This window comes from Sphingomonas sp., assembly GCF_042095875.1.
GTDB lineage: Bacteria > Pseudomonadota > Alphaproteobacteria > Sphingomonadales > Sphingomonadaceae > Sphingomonas.
On sequence record NZ_JBELMJ010000001.1, the window covers coordinates 25184 to 36175 of the forward strand.

Annotated in this window: 10 protein-coding genes and 1 pseudogene; 7 read left to right on the forward strand and 4 right to left on the reverse strand. The window is 71.4% G+C overall.

Features of this window, described 5'->3' with window-relative positions; genetic code table 11:
- Window positions 1-4: 4 nt before the first annotated feature.
- A complete protein-coding gene (locus ACFDS6_RS00125; RefSeq protein ID WP_375270083.1) occupies window positions 5-1393 on the reverse strand; it encodes a M17 family metallopeptidase in 1389 nt (462 codons plus the stop codon).
- A gap of 93 nt (window positions 1394-1486) precedes the next feature.
- On the opposite strand from ACFDS6_RS00125, the gene trxB reads away from it, so the two are divergent.
- Window positions 1487-2455 carry a thioredoxin-disulfide reductase gene (gene trxB, locus ACFDS6_RS00130; RefSeq protein WP_375270084.1) on the forward strand — a complete coding sequence of 323 codons (969 nt, stop codon included), beginning with the start codon at window positions 1487-1489 and terminating at the stop codon, window positions 2453-2455.
- A gap of 9 nt (window positions 2456-2464) precedes the next feature.
- On the opposite strand, the gene ACFDS6_RS00135 is transcribed toward trxB, so the two are convergent.
- The 3 genes from ACFDS6_RS00135 to ACFDS6_RS00145 are packed head-to-tail and all read right to left on the reverse strand — an operon-like array spanning window position 2465 to window position 4154.
- A complete protein-coding gene (locus tag ACFDS6_RS00135; protein WP_375270085.1) occupies window positions 2465-3238 on the reverse strand; it encodes a hydrolase 1, exosortase A system-associated in 774 nt (257 codons plus the stop codon).
- Window positions 3226-3825, reverse strand: a complete 600-nt coding sequence (locus ACFDS6_RS00140) for a hypothetical protein (protein ID WP_375270086.1) — start codon at window positions 3823-3825, stop codon at window positions 3226-3228. Before ACFDS6_RS00140 ends, ACFDS6_RS00135 begins: the two co-directional genes overlap by 13 nt.
- A gap of 56 nt (window positions 3826-3881) precedes the next feature.
- Complete coding sequence (locus ACFDS6_RS00145; protein ID WP_298813395.1) at window positions 3882-4154, reverse strand: acyl carrier protein; 273 nt, start codon at window positions 4152-4154, stop codon at window positions 3882-3884.
- An 89-nt stretch (window positions 4155-4243) separates the two neighbouring features.
- Here ACFDS6_RS00145 and ACFDS6_RS00150 point away from each other — a divergent pair, with 89 nt between their 5' ends.
- The 6 genes and pseudogenes from ACFDS6_RS00150 to ACFDS6_RS00175 all read left to right on the forward strand — a co-directional run.
- Window positions 4244-5743 (forward strand): AMP-binding protein, encoded by a 1500-nt coding sequence (locus ACFDS6_RS00150; protein WP_375270087.1) that lies wholly within the window; start codon window positions 4244-4246, stop codon window positions 5741-5743.
- On the forward strand, window positions 5740-6969 hold the full coding sequence (locus tag ACFDS6_RS00155) for a pyridoxal-dependent decarboxylase, exosortase A system-associated (RefSeq protein WP_375270088.1): 1230 nt from the start codon (window positions 5740-5742) through the stop codon (window positions 6967-6969). Before ACFDS6_RS00150 ends, ACFDS6_RS00155 begins: the two co-directional genes overlap by 4 nt.
- A gap of 101 nt (window positions 6970-7070) precedes the next feature.
- A complete protein-coding gene (locus ACFDS6_RS00160) occupies window positions 7071-7718 on the forward strand; it encodes an XrtA/PEP-CTERM system exopolysaccharide export protein (RefSeq protein WP_375270089.1) in 648 nt (215 codons plus the stop codon).
- Between the two features lie 10 nt (window positions 7719-7728).
- Window positions 7729-9252: an XrtA system polysaccharide chain length determinant gene (locus tag ACFDS6_RS00165; protein ID WP_375270090.1), complete on the forward strand. Its 1524-nt coding sequence runs from the start codon at window positions 7729-7731 to the stop codon at window positions 9250-9252.
- Window positions 9249-10355, forward strand: coding sequence for an AAA family ATPase (locus ACFDS6_RS00170; RefSeq protein WP_375270091.1), 1107 nt, complete (start codon window positions 9249-9251; stop codon window positions 10353-10355). The genes ACFDS6_RS00165 and ACFDS6_RS00170 overlap by 4 nt, the downstream gene beginning before the upstream one ends.
- A gap of 2 nt (window positions 10356-10357) precedes the next feature.
- Window positions 10358-10992 (forward strand): annotated as a pseudogene (locus tag ACFDS6_RS00175) (hypothetical protein); the annotation flags it as partial.

Genomic DNA, 10992 nt, shown 5'->3' on the forward strand with positions numbered 1-10992 from the left:
CCGCTCAGGCGGGATAGCGGCGGCGCAGCAGCTCGAAGGCGGCGCGCAGGCCGTACGCCTCGCCGCCCTTGGGCCGTCCGGGCCGGGCGGCGGGGTGCCACGCGAAGGTGTCGAGGTGCGCCCATGGCGTGCCCGGCGCGACGAAGCGGCGCAGGAACAAGGCGGCGGTGACCGCGCCGGCGAACCCGCCATCGGGGGCGTTGACCATGTCGGCGACGTCGGACTTGAGCATGTCGTCGTAGCCGTCCCATAGCGGCAATCGCCACAGCGGGTCCTTGACCGCGTCGGCGGCGGCGAACAGCTCGTCCGCGAGCGCGTCGTCGTTGACGAAGGTCGCGGGCAGGTCGGGGCCGAGCGCGACGCGCGCGGCGCCGGTGAGCGTCGCGAAGTCGATGATGAGCGCAGGGTCGTCTTCCCCCGCCTTGGTCAGCGCGTCGGCGAGGATCAGGCGTCCTTCGGCATCGGTGTTGGTGTTCTCCACGCTCACGCCCTTGCGCGTCGTCAGCACGTCGCCGGGACGGAAGGCGTCGGCGGAGATCGCGTTCTCGACCGCGGGGATCAGCAGGTGGAGGCGGACCGGGAGGCCGGCCTGCATGACGAGGCCGGCGAGTGCCAGCGCGTGCGCGGCGCCGCCCATGTCCTTCTTCATCAGCCGCATGCCCGCCGCCGGCTTGATGTCGAGCCCGCCCGAATCGAAGCACACGCCCTTGCCGACGATCGCGACGCGGGGGTGGGCGGTGTCGCCCCATTCGAGCTCGATCAGGCGGGACGCGCGATGCTCGGCGGCGGCGCGGCCGACCGCGTGAATCATCGGATAGCCGGTTCGCAGCGCATCGCCGCTGGTGACCGCGAGCGTGGCCGAATGACGGTCCGCGAGCGCGGCGGCCTCGGCCTGCAACTCGGCGGGACCCATGTCGCCGGCGCCGGTGTCGACGAGGTCGCGCACCAGCGCGGTGGCGCGCGCGAGGCGGACAGTCTGCTCGATCCCGGCGTGGTCGTCGGTCAGCAGTACGCGGTGCGGCGCGGGCTCGCCGGTGCGGTAGCGCGTGAAGCGGTGCTGCGCGAGCAGCCAGCCGAGCCCGGCCGCACCGACCGGAGCGTTGCCGGCGAGGCGATAGGTGCCCTCGGGCAGACCGTCGCCGAGCGAGGCGATGCGCCACGGCGAGTCGAGCCCCTCGTTGCAGACCAGCAGCATCGACCAGTCGTCGGCGTCGTCGCCGGGCAGCACCGCGCGGTTGCCGGGCTTGCCGACGACGCGGTTGGCGGCGAGCGCGGCGCGGATGCGCGGCGTCTGCCCGGCGGCCCACGCGTCGTAATGGTCGGGGTGGACGACGTGGATGTCGCGCGCGGGCTGGCCGCGGTCGGGTTGGAGCAGAAAGGTGAAATCGGTCATGCGCGTGACCAAAGCAGGACTTGGGAGTGGGCGCAACGAAGCTGTCGCGCCGCGCAGTTTCCAAGCCGGCTTGCGCGTCCTACATCGCGGGGCATGACGACACATTCGACTCGCATGCTCGTGCTCGGCTCGGGCCCGGCCGGGCTGACCGCCGCCATCTACGCCGCGCGCGCCGGCATGAAGCCGATCGTGGTACAGGGCATACAGCCCGGCGGGCAGCTGACCACCACCACCGACGTCGAGAATTACCCCGGCTTCGCCGACGTGATCCAGGGTCCGTGGCTGATGGAGCAGATGCAACGCCAAGCCGAGCACGTCGGCACGCGGATGATGTGGGACACGATCGTGAAGGTCGACCTGGACAGCCGGCCGTTCCGCCTGACCGGCGATGGCGGCGACGTGTACGAGGGCGAGGTGCTGGTGATCGCGACCGGCGCGCAGGCGAAGTGGCTCGGGCTCGACAGCGAGGACGCGATGAAGGGCAAGGGCGTCAGCGCGTGCGCGACGTGCGACGGCTTCTTCTACCGCGGCAAGAAGGTGGCGGTGATCGGCGGCGGCAACACCGCGGTCGAGGAGGCTTTGTACCTGACCAACCATTCCGACGACGTGACGCTGATCCACCGCCGCGACACGCTGCGCGCCGAGCGCATCCTGCAGGAGCGGCTGCACGCGCATCCGTCGATCAAGGTGCTGTGGAACAAGGAAGTGCGCGCGTTCGTCGACGGCGGTGGCAACGCGGGGCTGGTCGCGCTGGAGCTGGAGGACACGCAGACGGGCGAGCATTCGCGCATCGCGGTCGACGGCGGGTTCGTCGCGATCGGGCACCATCCCGCGACCGAGCTGTTCCGCGGGCACCTGACGCTCGACGACGACGGCTATATCGCGGTCGAGACCGGCACCACCAAGACGAGCGTGCCCGGCGTGTTCGCGTGCGGCGACGTGATGGACAAGTCGTACCGCCAGGCGGTGACTGCGGCGGGAACCGGCTGCATGGCCGCGCTCGATGCCGAGCGGTTCCTGGCGGCGGTCGAGTTCGAGGAGTTCAAGGAGGCGGCGGAGTAACGCCGCCGCTCACTCGTCCAGCCAGCGGGTGACGACGTCGGCGAGCGCCTGCTTGTCGGCGGCGCGCGCGAAGCTGTGCGAGGACGTGTCGATCGTGTGAGTGCGGAACGCGTTCGCCCGCGCGGCGTCGGCGAAGGCGCGGGCGGTGTTGTCGTCGCGGGCGAGCAGCACGGTTGCGTCGTCGCCCCATCCCGCGATCGCCTGTGTCACGCGGGTGGCGAGCGTGCCCGGTCGCGCCGGCGCGCGCGCGATCTTTAGCGCGCCCCTGATCGCCTTGCCGATGTCGATCCCGCCACTGAGCAGGCGGCGCCACTCGGCCGGGTCGCGCAGCTGCCGCGCGTAGCCGGCGCGGATCGCGGCGGCGGGGGGCAAGTCGTCGGCCTGCTCGATCGTCCAAGGGTTGGCGAGCAGCACCCGCGCGATGCCGGCGCTGCGCCCCTCCAGCGCGAGCAGGGTCGCGGCGTCGCAATTGCCGAAGCCGCAGAGGCGGGTGACGTGCGGCGCCGCGTGACGAAACGCGGCGGCGGCGGCGCGCAGGTCGTCGCCGGCGTGCGCGAAGCCGCGGTTCTGGCCGTCCGAATCGCCGACGCCGCGTCGATCGTAGCGGAACACCGGGGTGCCCCCTTCGGCGAGCGTCTGCGCGAGCGTGGCCGAGCCGCGATGGGCGCCGTGGCGCACTTCGTTGCCGCCGGAGACGATCAGCAACCCTGTGCTGCCTGGCGCCTCGTCGAGCGTGGCGGCGAGCGTCGCGCCATCGCAGGGAAAGGTGATCAGCCGGCGCACGCCGCGATCCAGTCGTGGATGTCGTCGGCGATCCGCTCGACGAGCGCGGGATCGGTGCCGGGTTCGCTCGCGCGCCACGGGGCGGCGCCCGGCAGCTTCACGTCGGCGGGGCGTGGATCGCTCTCCATCCGGGCGATGCGCGGGGCTGGGGTCAGGGTCGGCTCGGCGCCGCCCAGTTGTGCGAGCAGGGCGTCGGACAGCAGGTTGCCGGCATAATCCTCGCCGTCGCCGAGGTCGCGCAGTCGGGTGAGTTCGCGCCGTTGCTCCTGTCCGGTGAGCGGAGACCAGTACCAGCGGCTCGCGGCGGGAACGTCGGCATCGACCAGCGCGCCGGCACGGACTGCGATGACGTGGACGGGTCGCGGCAGGCTGTCGGCGGCGGCGACCGCGGCCTGGCGCCAGGCGATCAGGTCGACCGCCTCGACCGGCGTCAGGCTCTCGCCCTGGCCCGGCAGGTCGGGCAGCGCGACCGAGTGGCCGCGGGCGGCCAAGCGACGCAGGACGCCGACCAGGATCGCGCGGGTGCGGTTGGCTTCCTCGAACAGGGCGGGAAAGGCGAGGATCGTCGGGCCGCTGTCCGGCCCCATGCGCAGCATCGCCTCGCGGCCGCCGCGCCAGTGGTAATCGACGTAGCGCAGGTCGCTCAGTTGAGGACCTTGGTTGCGGCGAAGGTGGTCAGCGCACCGAAGGTTTCCAGCATCTCGCCGTCGACCTCGTCGTCCTCGATCACGATGCCGAGCCGGTCTTCAAGCTCGGTCAGCACGCCCGCGACCGCCATCGAGTCGAGTTCCGGCAGCGAGCCGAACAGGCCAGTCTCGGGCGTGAAGGCGGCGACGCGCTCGGGCGAGAGGCTCAGCACGTCGGCCAGCACCGCGCGCAAGGTCTTCTCGATCTCGTTGGTGCCTTCCGGAATCACGCGCTTCTCCCCTCGATGCTGTCGCGTTCTTGCTGCGGTGCGATAGGCGCGGGGGGTGAAATGCGCAACGGGGGCGCTATGGAGGTGGAATGGTGCCGCTCGACCGCCACGCCCGACCGATCGACCACGTGCTGCGCGGCGCGGCAGATGCACCCGCGCTGATCGACCGCGCGGGCACGATGACGTTCGCGGAGGTCGAGGCGGCGGTGGCGCGGCTGGCGGGGTGGCTGGCGCGCGAGGTGGCCGAGCCGGGCGCGCGGGTGGCGACGTGGTTGCCCAAGACGCGCGAGGCGTGCCTGATGCCGCTCGCCGCCTCGCGCGCCGGGCTGGTGCACGTGCCGATCAACCCGGCGCTGAAGCGCGCGCAGGTGGCGCATATTCTGAATGACAGCGGCGCGGCGATGCTGCTGACGCAGGAGGCGCGCGCGGCGACGCTGGAGGCGGGCGACTTGCCCGAGGGCGTCGCGGTGCACGTCGCAGTGGGTGAGGGTGAGGCGTTGCCGCCATCCGAAGCCAGCCCGGATACGCTGGCGGCGATCCTCTACACGTCGGGATCGACCGGGCGGCCGAAGGGGGTGATGCTCAGCCACGCGAACCTGTGGCTCGGCGCGGTGTCGGTGGCGCATTACCTCGGAATCGAACCCGCCGACCGCGTGCTCGGTGTGCTGCCGCTGTCGTTCGATTACGGGCAGAACCAATTGTTCTCGACCTGGATCGCGGGGGCGGCGGTGGCGCCGCTCGACTATCTGACGCCACGCGACGTGGTGAAGGCGGTCGAGCGGGTTGGGGCGACGACGCTCGCGGGGGTGCCGCCGCTGTGGACGCAATTGCTCGAGGCAGAGTGGCCCGCTGAGACGGCAGCGCGGCTGGGGCGGCTGACCAACTCGGGCGGCGCGCTGACCCCGGCGATGGTGCGTGCGCTCAGGACGCGGTTCCCGAACGCCGACCTGTACCCGATGTACGGGCTGACCGAGGCGTTCCGTTCGACCTATCTGCCGCCGGCGCTGGTCGACGCAAACCCCGACTCGATCGGGCGCGCGATCCCGTTCGCCGAGGTCATGGTGGTGCGCGGCGACGGCGGCGCGGCGGCAGCGGGGGAGCCGGGCGAGCTGGTCCATGCCGGGCCGCTGGTGGGGCAGGGTTACTGGCACGATGCCGAGCGGACGGCGGCGCGGTTCCGGCCGGCGCCGGCCTTCTCGCGCGCGGGTGGTACGGCGGTATGGTCGGGCGACACGGTGGTCGCGGACGCGCAAGGCCTGCTGCGCTTCGTCGGGCGCGACGACGAGATGATCAAGACCTCGGGCAACCGCGTCAGCCCGCAGGAGGTGGAGGAAGCGGTGACCGCGGAAGACGAGGTGCGCGAGGCGGTGGCGATCGGTGTCGCGGACGAGCGGCTGGGTCAGCGCATCGTGGTGGTGGCGCGCGGGGAGGCGGGAGCGGAAACGGCGCTGCGCGCGCGGCTGAAGCGCGAGCTGCCGACCTATATGCAACCGGCCGAGATCGTGTGGCGCGACGCGCTGCCGCGCAACGCCAACGGCAAGCTCGACCGCGCCGCGATCGCGGCCGAGGTCAGGAGCATGACCGCGTGAAGCCGATCGGACCGATCCCGCCCGCCTTCGCCGACCAAGAGGGCACGCTGATGATCGCGGGCCGCGCGGCCGAGGCGTGGGTGGCGGCGCATGGCTCGCCCGTATTCGTGTATGATTTCGCGCTGGTGCGCGCGCAGGTGGAGCGGTTCCGCGCCGCAATGCCGGCGGGTGTGCGGCTCCACTACGCGGTCAAGGCGAACCCGTACGCGCCGCTGGTGCGGGCGACGGCGCCGCTGGTCGATGGGCTCGACGTCGCGTCGGCGGGTGAGCTCGCCGAGGTGCTGGCGTACAAGCACGGCGCTGCGATCAGCTTCGCGGGGCCGGGCAAGCGCGACGCCGAGCTCGAGGCGGCGGTGCGCGCGGGCGTGACGCTGAACGTCGAATCGGAGGGTGAGGCGCGGCGCGCGGTGGCGATCGGCGAGCGGACAGGCATCGCGCCCCGGCTGGCGGTGCGGGTGAACCCCGATCTGGAGCTGCGCGGGTCGGGGATGAAGATGGGCGGGCGCGCGTCGCCGTTCGGGGTCGATGCGGAGCGCGTGCCCGCACTGGTGCGCGAGATCGTCGCGAGCGGGGCCGAGTGGCGCGGGCTCCACATCTTCGCGGGCTCGCAAGCGCTCGACAGCGACGCGCTGATCGAGACGCAGGCGGCGACGGTCGCGCTCGCCGCGCGGTTGGCCGAGGAGAGCGGACGAGTGCCGCCGATGGTCAATCTGGGCGGCGGCTTCGGCATCCCGCATTTCGCGGGCGACACGCCGGTCGACGTGGCGCGGATCGGCAGCGCGCTGAGCGGGGTGCTGGACGCGCGCGGTGCGCTTCTGGGCGACACGGTGTTCGCGATCGAGCTCGGGCGCTGGCTGGTCGGCGAGGCGGGCGTGTACCTGACGCGCGTCGTGGATCGCAAGGAGAGCCGGGGCGAGACCTTCCTGGTGGTCGACGGCGGGTTGCACCATCAACTCGCCGCGAGCGGCAATTTCGGCACGGTGGTGCGGCGCAACTACCCGGTCGCGGTCGCGGGGCAAATGGGGGCGCCGGCGAACGACGCCGTGTCGGTGGTCGGGTGCCTGTGCACGCCGCTCGACCGGCTGGCCGACCGGGTCGTGCTGCCGCGCGCCGAGGTGGGCGACGTCGTCGCGATCTTCATCGCGGGTGCGTACGGGCTGACCGCCAGCCCCAGTGCCTTTTTGGGACACCCGGCCCCGGCAGAGGTGCTCGCGGGCGCGTCCTAAACGCTATCTTCACCTCTACGACGCATAGCTGCGTGCAGGCGCAACCAGTCGGTGGGACGTGATTCCCAACCGGCGGGACACGGGCGCGCACGGAGGTTTGCATGCGTTTCGCGAAGGTTTCCCAAGGTCTGACCGCAGCGTTGATGGCGTCAACGACGCTGACTGCCTGCGCCGGCGGCGGGGCGACGCGCCCCGAGCTGCCGCCCGCGACCTTCGTCGCCAGCAAGGAACAGCCGGGCGAGGAATATGTCATCGGCCCGCTCGATTCGCTCAGCATCTTCGTGTGGCGCAATCCCGAGCTGTCGGCGAAGGTGCAGGTCCGCCCCGACGGTCGCATCACGACGCCGCTGATCAGCGACATGCCCGCGGTCGGCAAGACGCCCTCGATGCTGGCGGCCGACATGAAGCTGGCGCTGGGCGAGTATATCAAGGAGCCGATCGTCTCGGTGATCGTGGACAGCTTCTCCGGCACGTTCAGCCAGCAGGTGCGTATCGTCGGTGCGACGCAGAAGCCCGCGAGCCTGCCCTACCGCGCCAACATGACGCTGCTCGACGCGATGATCGCGGTCGGCGGGCTGGGTGAATATGCCGCCGGCAACAAGGCGCGGCTGATCCGCTACGACCGAGAGACCGGCAAGCAGACCGAGTACGGGCTGCGCATCAACCGCCTGCTGAAGGACGGCGACGCCAGCGCCAACGTGAAGCTGGAGCCGGGCGACGTCATCATCATCCCCGAGAGCATGTTCTGAGGTAGAGCGGGTGGGCGGTCTCTTCGAGGAAGCGCGGATCGCGGTGCACGCGATCTGGACGCGGCGCTGGATCGCGCTGGCGGTGGCCTGGGCGGTATGCATCGCCGGGTGGCTGGTCGTCAGCCAGATCCCGAGCCGCTACGATTCCAAGGCGCGCGTGTTCGTGCAGATGCGATCGGTGCTGCCCGCGGGTGCGGACTCGCTGCAGGCCGCCAACGATGACGCGCGCGACATCGACACGGTGCGCCAGACGCTGACCAGCGCGGTGAGCCTGGAGAAGGTCGTGCGCGGCACCGACCTGGCCAAGACCGTGTCGAGCGACCGCGACATCGCCGACCGCGTCGCCGGATTGCAGAACGCGATCAAGATCGTCGCGCAGCAGGACAATCTGTTCGAGATCACCACCACCTCGTCGAGCCCCAAGCTCGCGTCCTCGATCACGCAGAAGCTGATCGACATCTTCGTCGAAACCAACCTGTCGTCGGATCGGTCGCAGAACACGCAGACGCTCTCCTTCCTCGACAACCAGCTCCAGACCCTGGGACAGAAGTTGCAGGATGCCGAGGCGAAGCGCGCGGCGTTCCAGAACAATTACCTCGGCGCGCTGCCCGGCACCGGCTCGGTCGCCGACCGGATCGGTGCGACGCGCGCGCAGCTGAGCCAGATCGACGGCGACCTGGGTGCGGCGCAGTCGAGCATGGCGGCGGTGTCGGGGCAGATGGCGGCGACGCCGCGCACCGTACCCGGCGCGGGGATCGCGCCCGGTGTCGGGCCGGCGCGCGCGCGGCTGGCGGCGATACAGGGCCAGCTCGCCGACGCGCGCGGGCGCGGCTATACCGAGAGCCACCCCGACGTGATCGCGCTCAAGCAGCAGCTGGCCACAGCGCAGGCGGCGGCGCGCGGCGAACCGCTGACCGGTGGCGCGGGCGACGGCATCGCCAACCCGGCCTATTCCTCGCTCCAGGCGATGATGGCGGACAAGCAGGCGACCGTCGCCGCGCTGCAGATGCGGCGGCGACAGTTGCAGGGCGACCTCGATCAGCTCAATTCCAAACTGGCGGGCGATCCCGCGGTCGCGGCCGAGCAGGGCGAGATCGATCGCAACTACAATGTGCTGAAAGGCCAGTACGATCAGCTGCTGGCGCAGCGCGAGCAGGTCAATCTGCGCAGCCAGGCGCAGTCGCAGACCGACGCGGTGAAGTTCAGCGTGATCGATCCGCCGACAGTGCCGCGCACGCCCACCGCGCCCAATCGCCCGTTGCTGCTGACCGGCGTGCTGGTCGCGGGCTTGATCGCGGGGATCGGTGCCGCGTTCGCGCTCGGGCAATTGCAGGGGACGTTCCCGACCGCGCAGAAGCTGGAAAAGGTCACCGGCATGGCGGTGATCGGCTCGATTGGCGAGATGGTGACGCGCCAGCAGACCGAGCTGCGCCGCCGCCGGCTGACGTGGCTGGCGGGCGGTTTCGCCGCGCTGGGCGTCGCCTACGTGGCGCTGCTCGGCGTCGAGATGCTCCAGCGGGGACTTGCCGCATGAACCGTTACGCGAAACCCGCGGCCGAGGACTCGCTGATCGAGCGCGCGGCCAAGGTGTACGACTTCGGCGCGCACCTGCGCGGACGCGCGGTGCCGGCGTTTCCGCCGGCGGACGAGCCGACGCCGCCGCAGACCGAACCGGTCGCGGCTGAGCCGATCGAGGCCGACCCGGTCGTGGTCGAGCCTGTCGCGGTCGCGCCGGTCGCGGTCGAGCCGGTCGCGGTCGAGGCAGTCGTCGGCGAACAGGACGCGCCGGCGAGCGCCGAGCCGACGGCGGCCGTGCCGCTCCCACCCACCTTGTCGGCGATCCCGGCGGAGTTCCTGTCGGCGACCGACGACGACGGGATGGACGAGTGGGAGGCGCCCGAGAGCGACCTGGCGCAGATCGATCGCACGATGCTGGCGGAGGCGGGGATGCTCGTCCCCGGTGCGCCGGTCGGTGCGCTCGCCGAGGAGTTCCGGCTGGTCAAGCGGCAGCTGCTGCTGACCGCGCGCGAGATCGCGGGCGGGCCGATCGGGCAGCGCGCGCGCACGATCATCGTCGGGTCGGGCAAGCCCGGCGAGGGCAAGACCTTCTGCGCGATCAATTTGGCGATCAGCCTGGCGGCCGAGCGCGACGTCGAGATCCTGCTGGTCGACGGCGATTTCGCCAAGCCCGACATCATGAAGCGTCTGGGGCTGGAGGACAGCCTGGGGCTGCTCGACATCTTGGCGGACCAGCGGCTCGATCCCGAGAGCTGCGTCGTGCGCACCGACGTGCCGCAGCTGTCGCTGCTGCCGGCGGGCAAGCGCAGCCACGCCGATACCGAGTTGCTCGCGTCGCACCGTACCGAGGCGGTGCTCGACCGGCTGCTCGCCGCCAATCCGCGCCGCATCATCGTGTTCGATACGCCGCCGGCACTCGCCGCGTCGCCCGCCTCCACGCTCGCGCTGCTGGTCGGGCAGGTCATGCTGGTGGTGCGCGCCGATCGCACCACGGAGGCCGACGTGCGCGAGGCGGTGCAACTGCTCGACGGGTGCGAGCACATCCACCTCGTCATTAATTCGGTCTCGTTCGAGCCGGGGCGTGGACGCTTCGGTAGCTATTACGGTCAGGAGAAATAGTCGTGGCCCGGTTTACGAAGCCCCTGGGGTGCGCGCTGCTGGCGACCACGGCGGTGGCGGCCTCACCCGCTGCCGCGCAGTCGCACTATGTCGCGCCCTACATCGAGGCCGCGCAGGGCGTCGCCGCCGATCTGTCGAACGGCGACGACGTGGTGACCTACACCTCGCTCGCCGCCGGTATCGACGCCGGCGTCAGCACCGGGCGCACCGACGGGCAGATCAGCTACCGTTACGAGCGGCGCTTCACCTGGGAGGACGGCAGCGACGACCTGAGCGTCCACTCCGGCCTCGCGCGTGTCACGACGCAGGTAGCACCGTGGCTGTCGCTCGATGCGGGCGCGCTGGCGACGCGGCAGCGCAGCGACATTCGCGGTGCGGCGCCGATCAATTTCGCGGGTACGACCGACAACCTGACGCAGGTCTACTCGCTGTTCGCCGGCCCGAGCGTGCAGAAGCGTGCCGGGCCGTTCGACGTCGTCGGCAGCTACCGCTTCGGCTACACCAAGGTCGAGGGCGACACCGACATTACGCTGGCGCCCGGCGCACCCCGGCTGGACGCGTACGATTCGTCGACCAGCCACGTCGCGCAGGCGAGCATCGGTGTGCCCGCCAACCGGATCGCGCCGTTCGGCGTCAC